15 protein-coding genes and 1 pseudogene are annotated in these 17,697 nt (G+C 67.7%); 13 read left to right on the top strand and 3 right to left on the bottom strand.

The window, feature by feature from the left end:
• From ACTCB7_RS05535 to ACTCB7_RS05585, 11 genes and pseudogenes are all read left to right on the top strand, one after another.
• A pseudogene (locus tag ACTCB7_RS05535) lies at positions 1–339 on the top strand (methyl-accepting chemotaxis protein); the annotation flags it as partial.
• 77 nt (positions 340–416) lie between these two features.
• Positions 417–1,241: a CheR family methyltransferase gene (locus ACTCB7_RS05540; RefSeq protein ID WP_463005863.1), complete on the top strand. Its 825-nt coding sequence runs from the start codon at positions 417–419 to the stop codon at positions 1,239–1,241.
• Positions 1,242–1,303: 62 nt separating this feature from the next.
• Complete coding sequence (locus tag ACTCB7_RS05545) at positions 1,304–2,368, top strand: protein-glutamate methylesterase/protein-glutamine glutaminase (RefSeq protein ID WP_463005864.1); 1,065 nt, start codon at positions 1,304–1,306, stop codon at positions 2,366–2,368.
• 79 nt (positions 2,369–2,447) lie between these two features.
• Positions 2,448–2,837 (top strand): chemotaxis response regulator CheY, encoded by a 390-nt coding sequence (gene cheY / locus ACTCB7_RS05550; protein ID WP_463005865.1) that lies wholly within the window; start codon positions 2,448–2,450, stop codon positions 2,835–2,837.
• 25 nt (positions 2,838–2,862) lie between these two features.
• Positions 2,863–3,525, top strand: a complete 663-nt coding sequence (cheZ, locus tag ACTCB7_RS05555) for a protein phosphatase CheZ (RefSeq protein ID WP_463005866.1) — start codon at positions 2,863–2,865, stop codon at positions 3,523–3,525.
• 159 nt (positions 3,526–3,684) lie between these two features.
• Complete coding sequence (flhB, locus tag ACTCB7_RS05560) at positions 3,685–4,845, top strand: flagellar biosynthesis protein FlhB (RefSeq protein ID WP_463005867.1); 1,161 nt, start codon at positions 3,685–3,687, stop codon at positions 4,843–4,845.
• Positions 4,842–6,923, top strand: a complete 2,082-nt coding sequence (flhA, locus tag ACTCB7_RS05565) for a flagellar biosynthesis protein FlhA (RefSeq protein WP_463005868.1) — start codon at positions 4,842–4,844, stop codon at positions 6,921–6,923. The genes flhB and flhA overlap by 4 nt, the downstream gene beginning before the upstream one ends.
• Positions 6,923–9,316, top strand: coding sequence for a flagellar biosynthesis protein FlhF (gene flhF / locus ACTCB7_RS05570; RefSeq protein WP_463005869.1), 2,394 nt, complete (start codon positions 6,923–6,925; stop codon positions 9,314–9,316). Before flhA ends, flhF begins: the two co-directional genes overlap by 1 nt.
• Entirely contained in the window at positions 9,309–9,914 is a 606-nt protein-coding gene (locus tag ACTCB7_RS05575) for a hypothetical protein (protein ID WP_463005870.1), read from the top strand. The genes flhF and ACTCB7_RS05575 overlap by 8 nt, the downstream gene beginning before the upstream one ends.
• Positions 9,911–10,336 carry a flagellar protein FlhE gene (locus ACTCB7_RS05580; RefSeq protein ID WP_463005871.1) on the top strand — a complete coding sequence of 142 codons (426 nt, stop codon included), beginning with the start codon at positions 9,911–9,913 and terminating at the stop codon, positions 10,334–10,336. Before ACTCB7_RS05575 ends, ACTCB7_RS05580 begins: the two co-directional genes overlap by 4 nt.
• Positions 10,337–10,446: 110 nt before the next feature.
• Positions 10,447–11,169, top strand: coding sequence for an RNA polymerase sigma factor FliA (locus ACTCB7_RS05585; protein ID WP_463005872.1), 723 nt, complete (start codon positions 10,447–10,449; stop codon positions 11,167–11,169).
• A 49-nt stretch (positions 11,170–11,218) separates the two neighbouring features.
• On the opposite strand, the gene ACTCB7_RS05590 is transcribed toward ACTCB7_RS05585, so the two are convergent.
• From ACTCB7_RS05590 to ACTCB7_RS05600, 3 genes are read right to left on the bottom strand one after another with little or no spacing between them, the layout of a single operon-like run.
• Complete coding sequence (locus ACTCB7_RS05590; RefSeq protein ID WP_463005873.1) at positions 11,219–11,863, bottom strand: PqiC family protein; 645 nt, start codon at positions 11,861–11,863, stop codon at positions 11,219–11,221.
• 14 nt (positions 11,864–11,877) lie between these two features.
• Positions 11,878–13,530: an intermembrane transport protein PqiB gene (gene pqiB / locus ACTCB7_RS05595; protein WP_463005874.1), complete on the bottom strand. Its 1,653-nt coding sequence runs from the start codon at positions 13,528–13,530 to the stop codon at positions 11,878–11,880.
• Entirely contained in the window at positions 13,523–14,839 is a 1,317-nt protein-coding gene (locus ACTCB7_RS05600) for a PqiA/YebS family transporter subunit (RefSeq protein ID WP_463006020.1), read from the bottom strand. The genes pqiB and ACTCB7_RS05600 overlap by 8 nt, the downstream gene beginning before the upstream one ends.
• 171 nt (positions 14,840–15,010) lie before the next feature.
• Between ACTCB7_RS05600 and ACTCB7_RS05605 the strand changes: the two genes are divergently transcribed.
• Both ACTCB7_RS05605 and ACTCB7_RS05610 read left to right on the top strand, forming a co-directional pair.
• Positions 15,011–15,985, top strand: coding sequence for a calcium/sodium antiporter (locus tag ACTCB7_RS05605; RefSeq protein WP_163648823.1), 975 nt, complete (start codon positions 15,011–15,013; stop codon positions 15,983–15,985).
• A gap of 296 nt (positions 15,986–16,281) precedes the next feature.
• Entirely contained in the window at positions 16,282–17,694 is a 1,413-nt protein-coding gene (locus ACTCB7_RS05610) for a cytochrome ubiquinol oxidase subunit I (protein WP_224415016.1), read from the top strand.
• Positions 17,695–17,697 lie beyond the last annotated feature (3 nt).

The raw sequence follows: 17,697 nt of genomic DNA on the forward strand, positions 1-17,697 counted from the left end.
TCGGCCTCGGACGAGCAGACCCGGGGGATCGAGCAGATCAACCAGGCGGTGGCGCAGATGGACGAGGTCACCCAGCAGAACGCCGAGCGGGTACAGACCTCGGCGCGGGCCGCCCAGGAACTCGACGAGCAGGTGGTGCGCCTGGCCGAGGCGATGGGCGTGCTGCGCCTGAGCGGCAGCGGCCGGGAGCAGGTCGACCGCGAGACACGCTTCCGGGCCGCCAAGGCCCGCAAGCAGGGCGGCAGGGAGACTCCGGCGCTGAGCCACGGAAAGGCCGGCAAGTCGCAGGCCGGTTCATCCCGCAGCACCACGGCGGACAGTGAATGGGTGGCCTTTTGACTACCTGGACGGGGCCCGGCGATCCGGCGGGCGATAGCGCACCGGCCTCGACGCCGGGTCTGGATCGGGATCTGATCATGACCGATGCCGACTTCAATCGGGTGCGTCAGCTGATCTACCAGCGGGCCGGCATCGTGCTGGCCGAGCACAAGCGCGAGATGGTCTACAGCCGTCTGGCACGCCGCCTGCGGCTGTACAAGCTGACGCGCTTCGCGGACTACCTGGCGCGCCTGGAGCGGCAGCCGGATGCCCGCGAGTGGGAGGCCTTCACCAACGCCCTGACCACCAATCTCACGGCCTTCTTCCGCGAGGCGCACCATTTCCCGTTGCTGGCCGATCATGTCCAGCAGCGCAGCGGGCCGATTCGTATCTGGTGCGCGGCGGCGTCGACCGGGGAAGAGCCCTACTCGATCGCCATGACGCTCAACGAGGCGCTGGGCCCGCGTGCCCGCGAGGCCAGGGTGGTGGCCACGGACATCGATACCGACGCTCTGGCACGGGCCCGCGAGGCAGTCTACCCGCTGGAGCAGGTCCTCAAGTTGCCCGATGAGCGGCGCAAGCGCTTCTTCCTGCGTGGCGGCGGCGCCCGTTCCGGGTTGGCGCGTATCCGGCCCGAACTGATGTCGATGGTCGAATTTCGCCCGCTCAACCTGCTGGCGCCGTCCTGGCCGCTGGACGGGGGCTTCGATGCGATCTTCTGTCGCAATGTGATGATCTACTTCGACAAGGAAACCCAGGCGCGGATCCTCGACCGGTTCGTGCCGCTGCTCAAGCCGGACGGCCTGCTCTTCGCCGGCCATTCGGAAAACTTTTCCTACATCAGCAAGGCCTTTCGCCTGCGTGGACAGACGGTCTATGAACTGGCCGATTCAGCCTCAAGTCGCGCGGCGGTTCGCCGATAAGAAGAGACAATGCCCCGGCGGCTCGTACAGGAGCGGCCGGGCAATGGATAGGAGACCCTCTCTTGAGTGCCCGGAAGATCAAGGTGTTGTGCGTCGACGATTCGGCGTTGATTCGCGACCTGATGAGCGAAATCATCAACTCGCACGATGACATGGAAGTGGTGGCGACGGCACCCGATCCGCTGGTGGCACGTGACCTGATCAAGCGTACCAATCCTGACGTCCTGACCCTCGACGTGGAGATGCCGCGCATGGACGGCATCGACTTTCTCGAGCGGTTGATGCGGCTGCGTCCCATGCCCGTGCTGATGGTGTCGTCGCTCACCCAGGCCGGTTCGGAAGTGACGCTCAAGGCGCTCGAGCTGGGAGCGGTGGACTTCATCGCCAAGCCGCAGCTGGGCATTCGCAGCGGCATGCTCGAGTACAGCGAGATGATCGCCGACAAGCTGCGGGCCGCCGCACGTTCGCGACCGCGGGCCGCGCCCCGCAAGGACGCGCCGCGTGCCGCCGCCCCGGTCAAGGCACCGCTGATCTCGAGCGAAAAGCTGATCATCATCGGCGCATCGACGGGCGGCACCGAGGCCATTCGTCAGGTTCTGGAGCCGCTGCCCGCCAACGCGCCGGCGATCCTGATCACCCAGCACATGCCAGGCGGTTTCACGCGATCCTTCGCGGAACGGCTCGACCGGCTGTGTCGAATCGAGGTCAAGGAAGCCGAGGATGGCGAGCGTGTACTGCCCGGCCATGCCTACATCGCCCCCGGGGACCGCCACCTGAAGCTGGCGCGCAGCGGTGCCAACTATGTGGTCAAGCTCGATGACGGCGAGCCGGTCAACCGGCACCGCCCCTCGGTGGACGTGCTGTTTCACTCCGCCGCGGTCAACGCCGGCCGCAACGCGGTCGGCGCGCTGCTGACCGGCATGGGCCGCGACGGTGCCGCCGGACTGCTCGAAATGCGTCAGGCGGGCGCCCATACCCTGGCGCAGAGCGAGGAAACCTGCGTGGTATACGGCATGCCGCGGGAAGCCGTGGCGCTGGGTGCGGCCGCCGATGTGGTCGATCTCGACCAGGTGGCCTCGCGCATCATGCAGCTGGTCGCCGCCTCCGGACGTGCCCAGCGTGTCTGAATAATCACGATGCCGGCTGCAGGCGGCCGGCGAGTCTGTTGAATCCCCTGAACACATCGATTGAGAACGAGGAACGACGATGGCCGATAAGAACATGAGCATTCTGGTGGTCGATGACTTTCCCACCATGCGCCGCATCGTGCGCAGCTTGCTCAAGGAACTGGGCTACAACAACGTCGAGGAGGCCGAGGACGGTCAGGACGCGCTGGGCAAGCTGCGCGGCGGCAACTTCGAGTTCGTCGTATCCGACTGGAACATGCCGAATCTCGACGGCCTGGAAATGCTCAAGCAGATTCGCGCCGATGATGCCCTCAAGTCCCTGCCGGTGCTGATGGTGACCGCCGAGGCCAAGAAGGAAAACATCATCGCGGCGGCGCAGGCCGGTGCCAACGGTTATGTCGTCAAGCCCTTCACGGCCGCGACCCTGGAAGAGAAGCTCAACAAGATCTTCGAAAAACTCGGCAAGTGAGCGCCGCCGCGAAGGAGGGTTAGCCATGAGTGCTGAAGCGCAGCACGACGGAACACAGGCCAGCGACGACCTGATTCAGCGCATCGGCCAGTTGACCCGCATGCTGCGTGACAGCATGCGTGAGCTGGGGCTGGACAAGGAGATCGAGAAGGCGGCGGAAGCGATTCCCGATGCTCGGGACCGGCTCAGTTACGTCGCCTCGATGACCGAGCAGGCCGCCGAGCGGGCGCTCAATGCCATCGACCGGGCCCAGCCCCTGCAGGAGTCGCTGGAGGAGCGGGCCAAGTCACTCGATGCCCGCTGGGCCGAGTGGTTTGCCGAACCCAAGGAGCTCGATGAAGCCAAGGCGCTGGTGCAGGACACGCGCACTTATCTAAGCGACGTACCGGCGCAGACCAAGGCCACCAATGCCGAACTGTTCGAGATCATGATGGCCCAGGACTTTCAGGACCTGACCGGCCAGGTGATCAAGCGGATGATGGACATGATCCGCGAGATCGAGAATCAGCTGGTTCAGGTACTGCTGGACAACGTGCCCGACAGTGAAGATCGTCAGGAGCTGCGACGCTCGATCGAGAACGAGCGCGAGACGTCGCTGCTCAACGGCCCGCAGATCAAGCCGGAGGGCGAGGACGTGGTCAGCAGCCAGGACCAGGTCGACGACCTGCTGGACTCGCTGGGCTTCTGAGTGTGGTCGGCGCCTCGCGGCGCCGTTTTCACGATATCCCCTGGCGCGGCAATCGAGGATTAACGCTCGATTCGTCGCGCTTTTTGCGTGTTCGTCCGCCGGGCCTGCCACGCAGAATAAGCCACGACTCCGAATGGGCCAGGGTGTGGCATAAAGGCGATGGCCGAGGACAGCAGCGACGAGGACAAGACAGAAGACCCGACGCCACGACGCCTTGAAAAGGCGCGTGAAGAAGGGCAGATCGCTCGTTCGCGGGAGCTGACCACCTTTCTGATGCTGCTGGCCGGCGTGATCGGCCTGTGGAGCCTCGGTACACAGCTCTACGACCAGCTCGGCATGATGATGGAGCAGGCCTTCCTGTTCGACCGTGGCATCGCCTTCGATACCGCGCGGATGATGGCCAAGCTGTGGACCCTGGGTGAACACAGCCTGCTCGCCGTGCTGCCCCTGTTCCTGCTGCTGACTGTGGTGGCCGCCATCGCCCCGGCGCTGCTGGGAGGCTGGGTGCTGTCGGGCAAGTCGCTCAAGCCGCAACCCTCCAAGCTCAACCCGCTCAAGGGTCTCAAGCGCCTGGTGTCGTCGCAGATTCTCGCCGAGCTCTCCAAGGCGATTGCCAAGTCGCTGCTCACCGGCAGCGTGGCCGGGGTCTTCCTGTGGTTCAAGCGCGGTGAATTGCTCGGTCTGATGAGCCAGCCGCTCGAGCAAGCCTTGGCCGATGCGCTGCGCCTGGCGGCGATTTGCTGTGCGCTGATCGTGCTTTCGCTGGTGGTGGTGATTCTCATCGACGTGCCCTACCAGCTGTGGAGCCACAACAAGAAGCTGCGCATGACCAAGGACGAGATCAAGAAGGAGCACAAGGAATCCGAGGGTGACCCGCAGATCAAGGGGCGGATTCGTCAACAGCAGCAGGCCATGGCGCGCGGACGCATGATGAGCAAGGTGCCCGAGGCCGACGTGATCGTCACCAACCCGACGCACTACGCCGTGGCCCTGAGCTACCGTGACGGCGAGATGGGCGCGCCGCGGGTGGTCGCCAAGGGCGCGGACGCCGTCGCCGCGCGGATTCGCGAGATCGGCGACGAGCACCATGTACCCCGGCTCGAGGCACCGCCGCTGGCGCGGGCCCTGTATCGTCACGTCGACCTGGATCAGGAGATCCCGGTCGACCTCTACACGGCGGTCGCCGAGGTCATGGCCTGGGCCTTCCGCCTGCATCAGGTGCGTCGCGAGGGCGGCGAGACGCCCGAGCCGCCCGGCAACCTGCCGATACCGGCCGCCATGGATGACGACGCCGCATCGTCCCGCGAGGAGACGCCATGAATCTGATGGATACGCTGGGCCGCCAGAGCTGGCTCGGCGATGCCCGAATGAAGCTGCTGGCCGGGCCGCTGCTGATCATCATGATCCTGTCGATGATGATCCTGCCGCTGCCGCCGTTCGCGCTCGACATGTTCTTCACCTTCAACATCGCCATGTCGGTGATGGTGCTGCTGGTCAGCATGTTCACGCAGAAGCCGCTGGACTTCGCGGCGTTTCCCGCGGTGCTGCTGTTCACCACGCTGCTGCGCCTGTCGCTCAACGTGGCCTCGACCCGCGTGGTGCTGATGAACGGCGACGAGGGCGGCGACGCGGCCGGCAAGGTGATCGAGGCGTTCGGCGAATTCCTGATCGGCGGCAACTTCGCCGTGGGCCTGGTGGTCTTCCTGATCCTGGTGATCATCAACTTCATGGTCATCACCAAGGGGGCGGGGCGCATCGCCGAGGTGGGCGCGCGCTTCACCCTGGACTCCATGCCCGGCAAGCAGATGGCCATCGACGCCGACCTCAACGCCGGCCTGATCGGCGAGGAGGACGCCAAGCAGCGTCGCGCGGAGATCGCCCAGGAATCCGACTTCTATGGCTCGATGGACGGGGCCAGCAAGTTCGTGCGCGGTGACGCCGTGGCGGGCCTGATCATCATGGTGGTCAATCTGATCGGCGGGCTGCTGATCGGCGTGATCCAGCACGACATGGCGGTGGCCGACGCCGCGCGCACCTATGCCCTGCTGACCATCGGCGACGGCCTGGTGGCGCAGATTCCGGCGCTGGTGATCTCCACCGCCGCCGGTGTCACCGTCTCGCGGGTCAACACCGACCAGGACGTCGGCCAGCAGATGATCTCGCAGCTGTTCGCCAACCCCCAGGTACTGGTGCTGGCCGCCTGCGTGATGGGGCTGCTGGGGCTGGTGCCGGGCATGCCCAACCTGGTGTTCCTGCTGTTCAGTACCCTGCTGGGCTCGCTGGCCTGGTGGATGATCCGCCAGCGCGACGACAGGCTGGCCGAGCAGGCCATCCAGGAGGCGCCGCCGCCGTCGCCCGAGGTGCCCGAGGCCAGCTGGGACGACGTCCAGCTGGTCGACACCCTGGGGCTGGAAGTCGGCCATCGCCTGATCCCGCTGGTCGACCACCGCCAGGACGGCGAACTGCTGGGACGCATCAAGAGCGTGCGCAAGAAGTTCGCCCAGGAGGTCGGCTTCCTGCCGCCTGTGGTGCACATCCGCGACAACCTCGAGCTGGGGCCCAACACCTACGTGCTGACCCTGAAGGGCGTGGAGATCGGTCGCGCCGAGGCCCATCCCGGCAAGTGGCTGGCCATCGATCCCGGTCAGGTCTCGGGGCAGCTGGAGGGCACGCCGACCCAGGACCCGGCCTTCGGGCTGCCCGCCGTGTGGATCGACGCCGGCCAGCGCGAGCATGCGCAGGTCTACGGCTACACGGTGGTGGATGCCAGCACGGTGGTGGCGACGCATCTCAATCACCTGCTGCACCGCCACGCCGGCGACATGCTGGGGCGCCAGGAGACGCAGCAGCTGCTCGACAAGCTGGGCGAGGAGAGCAAGTCGCTGGTCGAGGACGTGGTGCCCAAGCTGGTGTCGCTGACCACCCTGCAGCGCCTGCTGCAGAACCTGCTCGAGGAGGAGGTGTCGATTCGCGACCTGCGGACCATCCTCGATACCCTGGCCGAGCATGCCACGCCCCAGAGCGACACCCAGGACCTGACCGCCGTGGTGCGCGTGGCGCTGGGCCGCGCGATCACTCAGCAGTGGTTCCCCGGCCAGGGCGAGCTGCACGTCATCGGCCTGGACGCCAACCTCGAGCAGGTGCTCAGCCAGGCGATGAACGGCGGCGGCGCCATCGAGCCGGGGCTGGCCGACACCCTGATGCAGCAGACCGAAGCGGCGGTGAACCGCCAGGAGGCCCTGGGCGAGCCCACGGTGCTGGTGGTGCCGCACAGCCTGCGTCCGCTGCTGTCGCGCTTCCTGCGCCGTCGGCTGCGCCAGCTGGTGGTCATGTCGCAGGCCGAGATTCCCGATGATCGAACCATCCGCGTCACCGCCCTGGTCGGAGGCCGTCAATAATGAGTGTCCAGCGTTTCGTCGGTGCCAACAGTCGCGAGGCCATGCGCCGGGTCCGGGCCGCGCTGGGGGATGACGCCCTGATCCTGGCCAATCGCCGGGTCGCCGAGGGCGTCGAGATCCTGGCGCTGGCCGAGGAGATGGTGCCCCCGGCCGAGCCGGGCCCGACCGGCGACGACACCCGCACCCTCGACGAGCCGCCGGATCGACCGGGCGGCGCCCATGCCGGGGCGGCCTCCCGCACCCAGCCGCCACCGGTGGCGGACGCTCCGCCGGCAGCGTCACGCCCGGAACCGCCGAAGCCTCGGCCGGAACCGTCAACGCCTGCCGAGAGCGCGCCTCCCGCCACGCCGGCGGACCCGCATCCGGGCGACCCGCATCCGGGCGACCCGCATCCGGGCGACCCGTTCGCCGCCTTCAGCGAACGGCTGCTCGGCGAGATGCAGGACCTGCGCGCGCTGCTGGTCGGCCGCCGGGACGCCGGTGCGCCCGTGGGCACGGCCGAGGACGACAATCGCGCGACGCTCAACCGACAACTGCAGGCCGCCGGTTACGGCAATGCCCTGGCGCGGGAGCTGCTCGACGCCCTGCCGCTGGAGCTCGTGCACGCCCCGGCGGACGAGGCGCTGGCCTGGCTGGAGCGGCAGCTGGTGTCGCGGCTGGCCGTGCTGGACGACGAGTCCCGACTGCTCGACGAGGGCGGCGTCTTCGCGCTGCTGGGGCCGACCGGCGTCGGCAAGACCACCACCACCGCCAAGCTCGCCGCCCGCTACGTGATGCGCCACGGTGCGGACGGGGTCGCGCTGGTGACCACCGACAGTTACCGGATCGGCGCTCACGAACAGTTGCGTATCTATGCCCGGCTCATGGGGGCCGAGGTGCATGCACTGGATGCCGAGGCGCCGCTGGACGACCTGCTCGCACGCCTCGCCGACAAGCGCCTGGTGATCATCGACACCGTGGGCATGAGCCAGCGTGATCGCCGGCTGGTCGATCAGGTGGCCATGCTGGGGCAGGGGGCACGCCCCGTGCGGCGGTTGTTGCTGCTCAATGCGGCGAGTCACGGCGAGACCCTCGAGGAAGTGGTCGAGACCTACCAGCGAGCCTCGCTGGCCGCGGGGGCACCGCTCTTCGGCGCGATTCTCACCAAGGTCGACGAGGCGCCGCGCCTGGGCGCGGTGCTGGACATCGCCATCCGCCACGATCTGCGGCTGCATTATGTGTCCCAGGGCCAGCAGGTACCGGAGGATCTGCGTCTGGTCGACCCGCATGAACTGGTCGGGCAGTCGCTGGCCACCGCCGACGACTCGGCGTTCGTCGGCGAACCGCTGGCCTGGCAGGCGACCCCCTCGGCGCGGCGTTGGCGGGGGCTGTCCCGCAGCCTGCTGGGTCAGGGTCGCTCACTGGCGGTAGTGATGGCACAGTTGCGGGCCCGGGTCGGCGGCTTCACCGCGCTCGACGCCGCCTGGCCATTGCTGACGATGCCGCTGTCGCGGCAACGGCTGCATCTCGACCGGGTGCGGGGGATGCCCGCGGCCCGCGAGGAGGACGCGGCGATGATGCTCTGGCCCCGCCATGTACCGATCAGGGGCAGCCAGTGTCGTCTGCCGGCCCTGTGTCTCAATGCCAGGGCCCTGCCGCTGGCAGCGCCCTGGCCGAGCCCCGGCCAGCCGGCGGGCGAGGCGGAAAAACTCTCGGCCGCCGAAGTGCGGCTGGGTACCGATCGCCATTTCCTGCCGCGCTGTCCGTCGGCGGCGGCCCGTCGCCATCTGCTGGACGCCGGCAGCGACTGGCTGGCGCTGGCCCAGGCCAACACCCGGGTGGTCTTCGAAGGCGAGCGCCTGCCGCTCAAGGCCCTTGCCGAGCAGGCGGATGCCGGGCACGAGGTGGCCTGCCGCTATCGGGGGCGGAGCGGGCGCCTGGCGACGGGTTGGCTGCCGGTATCGCTGAACGACGGCACCCCGGTACAGGCCTGGTTTGCGGTATTGCATGACCCCGACACCGGCCGTCGGCGCCTGACGCGTTACTGGCTGGCGGCGGACAAGGAGGCGGCTTCGCGCCCGGCATTGCTGGCCGCGCACCTGGTTGCCGAGGAGTGGAGCTCGCTGGCCGGCCGTGCCTGGCAATGGCTGGCGCCGGAAGCCGGCGAGGGTGTCGATACCGAGCTGCGTGCCTGGTTGGCCACCGCCCTGGCGGCCGTGGCGGTGCGGCTCGATCAGGAAGGCGATGACTGGGCGATGGACGTGCGCGGTCATCTGCTGGCGTTGCTGGGCGGTACACGCAAGCGCAGTGCCGCCGCCCTGCTCGAGGCCCTGTGGCACCTGCTGGCCGCCCGCGACGCCTTCGTGCTGGCGGCCGCACCACTGATGGGGGAGGTGACGACGCACCATGAGTGAAGGCGATCAGGCCGCCGGGCTGCGACGCTGGGCCGCCGAAATGGCGCCGGCGGCTGACGATGGCGAAGAGGGGGCAGCGCCGGAAACACCTGCCATGGCGGAGGAAACCGGGACGCCGACCTGGATTGCGGAGACGCTGGTTGAGCTGGCAGCATCTGCGTCCCTGGCGGCCGAGACGGCGCCCGCGCCCCGCCGGCTGCTGATGGTGCTGGGTCTGCCGGGCGGTGATGAGGCGGATACGCGGCCGGTCAGCGAGGCATTGGTGCGCTGGCAGGCGCAGGGGCAGCGCTGGGTTGGCGAGGCGGACGACTGGCGCATCGTGCCTACTTCGGTGGACAGCCCCCACCTGCCGGCACTGCTCGACGAGCAGTCGCGCTGGGCGCTGTGGGTGGGCAACGATGCCGATGCCTTTAGGCGCACCTATCGGCTGCTGAAACGCCTGGCACAGCGAGGCGGTCCGCGTCGCCTGCTGCTGGTGCACCCGCCGCTGGCCTCGCGAGCCGGGCTGCTGGCCAATCTTCAGCAGGCGGCGGCGAGCTTTTTCGGCTTCGAGTTGTGGATCGTGCCCGTCCGCCGGCGTCGGCGGCACGGTGCATGATCGGGGCGCGGCGTACGGCGGCCTGCCTGCTGTTGGTCGGCCTCGGGCTTGCCGGGTCTGCCCTCGGCGCGGGAAGCTGGGTCGGGCGGGCGCCGGCCGTGAATTTGGGCACGCCCGGGCGTGTGACAGCCGCCGAGCCCATCACGCCCCCGGCGGGGTTGCGACCCGGATTGATAACGTCCGTGTCCTGGCGTTTCCGAGCGCCACCGGGGCTCCCCGATCTGGAAGCCTGGCTGTGCCACCCACGCCGTTGCCTGCCGCTGACGGCGGCGCGCGGGCGAAGCGACGGGCTGCGCGGCCTGCCGGCGCGCGAGCCGCTGACCCTGCATTTTCGCCTGCCGCGCAATGCCCATGCCGGAGCGGTGCGTCTCACGGGGCTCCAGGTGATCGTCAACTACCGCGAGCCGCAAAAGGGTAAATAGCCTGATGCCCGGTCGGGTATTCGCCGCTTGGTGCCCCCTGCGAGAACGACATAATGCCGGTATCGGTGGCCGATCGGCGCCGCCACTGGCTGCAGGCTGGGAACCGAAGGATGTACACGGCACAAGGTAAAATCGATCAACGGGCCTTGCTGGACCAGTACCTGCCCGTCGTACGCCGACAGGCGCTGGCGCTTCAGGTCCGCCTGCCGGCCAGCGTCGATCTGGACGATCTCATCCAGGCCGGCATGGTGGGGCTGCTCGATGCGCTGGGCCGCTACAGCGCCGACCAGGGCGCGAGCCTGGCGACCTATGCCAGCCAGCGGATTCGCGGGGCGATGATCGACGAGTTGCGTAGTCGTGACTGGGTGCCGCGCAGCGTGCGGCGCAACGCCCGCGAGATCGACGAGACCATCCGCCGGCTCGAGCAGCAGCTGGGTCGCCAGGCCGAGGAGCGGGAAATTGCCGATGCTCTGGCGCTGGAGGTCGATGAGTATCGCCAGCGTCTGGCCGATACCAACGGCGGTCACCTGATGGGGCTCGACGAGATCATCGAGGAGGGCGGCGAGCCCGAGGCCGGTGACGGGGCGCCTCAGTCGCCCTTCGAGGCGCTGGCCGATTCGCAGCAGCGTGCGCGACTGGTCGCGGCGATCGAGCAGCTTCCCGAGCGCGAGAAGCTGCTGCTCGGCCTGTACTATCAGGAAGAACTCAACCTCAAGGAGATCGGCGCGGTCCTCGGGGTCAGTGAGTCCCGGGTCTGCCAGCTTCACAGTCAGGCGGTGGCACGCCTGCGCAGCCGGCTCAGAGCCGCCGAGGATGCCGAGGACGAGTACTGAATCGGCCGCCGTATCTTCTGTCTGTTGGTCGCCTGTCAACTCGAGGCGATCAGTGTGTCTTGGCGGATTCTCCTGCCGTTTTCGTTTCCTGCGCTCCGCCCGGGTGCTGCCACTGGCGTCGGATCTCTTCCGCGATCCGCTTGGCCACGTTGTTCCAGCTGTCTCCCAGGGCCTTGACCAGTGCCGGGTAGCCATCCTCCTTCAGCACTTCGTCGGTCTGGAAAGGCGTCTGGCGGCGAATGTCCCCCGCCCCGTCCCGCAGTTGCCACAGTCCTTCGGCGACGGCCCGGCCGTCGTAGCGTCCCTGAAACTGATCGACCTCCACAGAGAGATGCCAGGCCGTCTCGGGGCCGGCGCCCTCGAGCACCCGGGTTCCGGGCAGGTTTCGGCTCAGCCGGCGGCGCAGTGCCCGTGCCAGCTGTCGGTCAAGCGGTTCCGCCCACTGGTGTTGAGTGGCCGCCTGCAATCGTAGAGGGTCCGTCTGCAGCACGATGCCCGGGTCATCGAGATAACGGGCGAGGCGCACGTCATCGATGACCAGGGTGTGCTCCACCGGCCCTGACGACGTTTCCGCTGCCGCGTCGCTGTCGCCGGACGGCAGCAGGTAGCGCTGTGTCGTCGGCCCGCCGCCGGTGGCGCAGCCGGCCAGCAGAGCGCTCAACAGCAGCAGGCAAAGCGGCTTGGTGACTGGCATTCCTTGTCTCCCTGTCAACGATCGGCCTTCGGGGCCTGCGGGATGGGGTCGCTCGCCGGCCGGCGGTCGAAGATCAGCGCGTTGGGCTGCTCCTTGAGGGTTTTCGCCAGTGGTTGCAGGTCCCTGACCAGGCGTTCGATACCCTTGAGGGTATCGTTGAGCTGGCGGTAGGCCGCGGAGTTCGGCGACAGGCCGTCGAGCGTGGTGCGCAGGTTCTGAAGCGTGCGGTTGAGGTTGCCGGGGATCTCGCGGGTCGCCGGGTCGTCGAGCATGTCGCGCAGCGCTTCGGCGCTGTGCTGCACCTCCTCCAGGGTGGCCTGCGAGGTGGCCAGGGTCTGGTCGAGCTTGTGGAGAATCGGCTCCACCTGCAGGGCGTTGAGCTTGTCGAGCAGGTTGGAGACCTTCTGCTCGATCTGCGCGAAGCCGCCGGCGGTGGTGGGGAAGACCGTCTTGCCCTCGAAGGTTTCCGGCTGGTAGTCGCCGCGCAGTTCCTTGTCGAAGTTGAGGTCCACGAACAGCGCGCCGGTCAGCAGGTTGCCGGCCTTGAGCGAGGCGCGCAGCCCGTAGTCGAACATGCGCGTGAAGCGTTCGTGCCAGGCCTCGAGATCGATCGGCGCGTCGCTGCCGGCATTCAGCCGCTGGGGCTCGATGCGGATCAGCACGGGAATGGCGAAGCGCTGGCGGGTGTCGGGCTGGGGGGCGGTGAAACGCCAGGGCACGCTGACCACGGTGCCGACGCGTACACCGCGATATTCCACCGGCGAGCCCTTGGACAGTCCGCGTACCGTGTCATCGACCAGCAGCACGTATTCCAGATAGCGGTTGTAGGTCCCCTGCAGGGCGCTTTCCTCGTCGGGGAAGAGCTGATAGGTGCTGTCCGGCTCGGCCTTGGGGCCGGGCGCCACGTCCTCGGGGATGCCGAAGGTCACACCGCCGCCGACCACCGCCTCGAGGGATTCCACGTTCAGGCTGACGCCTTCGGAGTCGAGACTGACGTTGATTCCCGACGCCGACCAGAAGCGGGTCGCCTCGGTGATCAGCACGTCGTAGGGGGATTCGATGAACAGCCGGTGGTGCATTTCGCGATCCTCGGGATCGAAGGTGGCGTCCTCCACCCGACCCACCGTGAAGCCCTGGTAGGTGACCGGGTCGCCGACGCGCAGTGAACTGCCCAGCTGGCTGACCAGATTGATGCGGATGCCCTTGGCCCCAGGCGGGGCGACCGGCGGCTGCTCCAGCACCGTGAAATGGTAGCGGGATTCGTCGCTTTGCCCCGGCTGCAGCTGGATGTAGGCCCCCGATAGCACGGTATTGAGGCCACTGATGCCCTCGCGCCCGATGCGCGGCTTGACCACCCAGAACTGGGTACCCGCATTGAGCATGCGCTCGGCGTCCTCGCTCATCCGCGCGGTGACCACCGTGTGGGTCAGGTCATCCGACAGTCGCACACTCTCGACGCGACCGACCTCGACGTTGCGGGTCTTGATCAAGGTCTTGCCGGCCTCGATACCTTCGGCGTTGGGCATCTCTAGGGTGATCTGCGGACCGCGGCGGCTGACATTGTCATACACCAGCCACAAGCCCAGCAGCAGCGCGACCAGAGGCACGATCCAGATCGGCGAGATGCGGGACTGGGTGTGGCGGCGGGCGCGGTGCGCTTCAGGCATGAGAGGCTTCCTTCTCAGGGGGCCGGGGTGCCTGCCACAGCAGGCGCGGATCGAAGCTGATGGCGGCCAGCATGGTCAGCACGACCACGGCGGCGAAGGCCAGGGCGGCGGGCCCGGGGGTGATCGACATCAGGGCGCCGGCGCGGATCAGGGCGACGAGGATCGCCACCACGAAGACGTCGACCATCGACCAGCGACCGATCAGCTCGGTGAGACGATACAGCCGGGTGCGTGTCATGCGAAAGCGCCCGGCGCGATGGCGCAGCGCGTAGCACAGCCAGCCCAGGGCCAGCAGCTTGCCCACCGGGACCAGCACGCTGGCGACGAAGATCACCAGCGCCACGGGGTACGATCCCATCTGCCAGAGCTGCACGACGCCGCCGATGATGGTCGAGGGGTGGGCCTCGCCCAGGTGCGTGGTGATCATGATCGGGTAGAGATTGGCCGGCAGGTACATGAACGATGCAGCGATGATCAGCGCCCAGGTGCGCTGCAGGCTGTGAGGCAGCCGGGCATGCAGGCGCTCCCCGCAACGCTGGCAGCGGCCGCGCCCCTGTTCATCGAGGCGATTGACCAGCCCGCAGGTGGGGCAGCCCGCCAGACCCTGCTCGGCGGCCGTGGCCCCGGTACGGCTGTGGGCCGGAGCCAGCGGCTCGCCGGTCAGCGAGAACCACATCCAATCGCGGTCCAGTGACAGGGTGGTCAGCAGCAACAGCAGCGCGAAGGCGCAGAAGGCCCAGAAAGCGACCCCCAGGCTGATCGCGGCAAGGCTGGCGACCTTGATCAGGCTGACCAGCGCGCCGACGATGAACACGTCAGCCATCATCCACGGGTGCATGTGTTCCAGCGAGCGGGCGATGGTGCGGCTCAGGGGCAGGGGGTGTCGGCGCAGCAGGCCGATCTGCAGCCAGATCACGCTGCACAGATACAGCGCCGGCAGCACGGCGATGGTGAGCATGACGGCGATCGCCACCAGCGGCTGATGAAAGTGCACCAGGCTCGCGGCCGTATCGTAGAGCTCGATGCGATTGCCGACGCCGCTGATCTCGAAGCTGATGAAAGGGAAGCCCAGCGCCAGGGCGAGCGCCACCAGCGCGGCCATGGCCAGGGCCAGGCTGCGCTGGGCCGGCTGGGCGTGGCGGGTGACCAGGGTGTGACCACAACGCGGGCAGTCGGCCCGCTCGCCCGGACGCAGCGGCGGCAGCGCCACCAGCCAGTCGCACTCGTGGCAGACGCGCAGGCGCCGCCGCGTCCTCGGTGGCGGCGCGAGCGGCAGGCGGGGGGTGGCCGGCGAGGGCGTCCGAGGCATCACCGGCATGCAAGAGGTGCATTGGACATGTGGCTAGTGTAACCCTTTCAAGTCACGGGTCGAACACCGTTTCGTGCCCCCGCGGCTGGCCGCCGCGGTTGATCTTGGGCATCATGCGGCGTGCCGAAGCCGTTTCGGCTTCGATGGATCATGAATCAAGGGAGTCTACACGTGCTATTGGCAATCGCAGCCATTCTCGCCGGTCTCGTGCTGCTGGTCTGGAGCGCCGATCGCTTCATCGACGGTGCGGCGGCCACGGCCGCTCACCTGGGCGTGCCCTCGTTGCTGATCGGTATCCTGATCATCGGTTTCGGCACCTCGGCGCCGGAGATGATGGTCTCGGCGCTGGCGGCGCTGGATGGTAATCCCGGGCTGGCGCTGGGCAACGCCTACGGGTCCAACATTGCCAATATCGGCCTGATTCTGGGGGTGGTGGCCCTGGTCAGCCCCCTGGCCGTGCATTCCCAGGTCATCCGCCAGGAATTGCCGCTGCTGGGCGTGGCCACCCTGATCGCCGGTGCGTTGCTGCTGAACGGCACGATTTCGCGGTGGGATGGCGTGCTGCTGCTGGTCATGCTGGCCGGGGTGATGACACTGAGCGTGGTTCGTGCCCGCCGGCAGGGCCGGGACGCGCTCGGCGCCAACACCCAGGAGAGCATGGCCGAACACCCCATGTCGCTGCGTGCCGGCATTGTCTGGACGCTGGTTGGCCTGCTGCTGTTGATCGTCAGTTCGCGGCTGCTGGTGTGGGGGGCGGTCTACGTGGCCCAGGCCTTCGGTGTCAGCGACCTGATCATCGGCCTCACCATCGTGGCGCTGGGCACCTCGCTGCCGGAACTGGCCTCGTCGATCGCCGCCGTGCGCAAGAACGAGCACGACCTGGTGCTGGGCAATGTGGTGGGCTCCAACCTGTTCAACCTGCTGGCGGTGGTAGGCCTGGCGGCGGTGATCAAGCCGATCGGCGTCGATGCCGAGGTGCTGGTTCGCGACTGGCCGGTGATGGCGGTGCTGACGCTGGCCCTGCTGATCTTCGGTATCGGCGTGCGCGGGCAGGGGCGCATCAATCGGCTCGAGGCGCTCACGCTGCTGCTGGCCTACCTCGGCTACAACGCTTATCTGGTCAACACCCTCGTCACCGCGATCTGAGCGTTTGCGGGGAGCGCTCATTCCCCACGATACCCACCATGGCTCCCGGTCCGGCCGGGAGCCTCATGCGGCAACATGCCCCATCCGGGTGCGGCAACGCGCCCCATTCCATGCCTTAAGGGCATGCCACGGCGGGCGTATGATGATGGTCGAGCTTGCCTGGCTCGCGGGACGGGAGCGTCTACGCTGACAGGCAATGGTGAATCGTGAATGCCTGCGCGACGGCCAAGCGGCCCGAGAGACAACCAGCTTCGCAGCGACGATGATCCAGGCCCTGACTTCATCGAGGTATCGTCATGGAACTAGATCCGATCCTGCTGTCGCGATTGCAATTCGCATTCGTGGTGTCCTTCCACGCCATCTTCCCGGTCTTCACCATCGGGTTGGCCTCCTATCTGGCCCTGCTCTACGGGCTGTTCGTCAAGACCGGCAATCCTGCCTGGGAGCGCCTCGCCGAGTTCTGGACCAAGGTGTTCGCGGTGGTCTTCGGCATGGGGGTGGTCTCGGGCATCGTCATGTCGTTTCAGTTCGGTACCAACTGGAGCAACTTCGCCCAGGCCACGTCGAACTTCCTGGGACCGATGCTCAGCTACGAGGTGATCACCGCGTTCTTCCTCGAGGCCGGTTTCCTCGGCGTGCTGCTGTTCGGTCGTCATCGGGTGTCGCCCAAGGTCCACCTGTTCGCGGCGATCATGGTGGCGATCGGCACGCTGATCTCGGCGTTCTGGATCCTGGCCACCAACAGCTGGATGCAGACCCCGGCCGGCGTCGAGTACCGGGACGGCGTCTTCCATGTCACCTCCTGGCTGGAGGCGATCTTCAACCCGTCGTTCCCGTATCGCCTGGCCCACATGGTCATCGCCTCCTTCCTGACCGGCGGTTTCGTGGTGGCCGGGGTAAGTGCCTGGTACCTGCTGCGCGGTCACGATGTCGAGGCCAACCGCAAGGCGCTGTCGATGTCGCTGTGGCTGCTGCTGATCGCCGCGCCGGTGCAGGCCGTGGTGGGCGACATGCACGGGCTCAACACCCTGGAGCATCAGCCCACCAAGGTGGCGGCCATGGAAGCCAACTGGGAGCGCGAGTCCGGCGTGCCGCTGCTGCTGTTCGCGCTGCCCGACAAGAGCACCCAGAGCAACGACTTCGAGATCGGTATTCCGCATCTGGCGAGCCTGATCCTCACCCACGAATGGAACGGCGAGGTCCCCGGGCTGCGCGAGGCACCGGCCGACGAGCAGCCACCGGTCTGGATCACCTTCTTCTCGTTCCGCGTCATGGTCGGGCTGGGGCTGCTGATGATCGTCTTCGCCGTGGCCGGTCTGTTGCTGCGTCGCGGCGGGCGCCTGTACACCAGCCGGCCCTTCCTGCAGGGCCTGCGCCTGATGAGCGTGGCGCCGTTCATCGCGGTGCTGGCGGGCTGGTTCGTCACCGAGACGGGGCGTGCCCCCTGGCTGGTCTACGGCATGATGACCCAGGCTGAGGCGGTCACGCCGTCGCTGACCGGCGGCATGGCGCTGTTCACGCTGATCGGCTATGTGGCCGTCTACGCCGTGGTGTTCTATGCCGGCGTCTACTACCTCACCCGGGTGATTCGCCAGGGCATGACCGAGGAGGGCGAGGTCGAGGACGTTGAGCGGGCCATGCGCCCGCTGTCCGCGTCCCACGTGCCCTATGACGACGACTTCCGCGACGGCTACACCACCAGGAGCTGACCC

The sequence above is a fragment of the Modicisalibacter sp. genome (assembly GCF_055145905.1).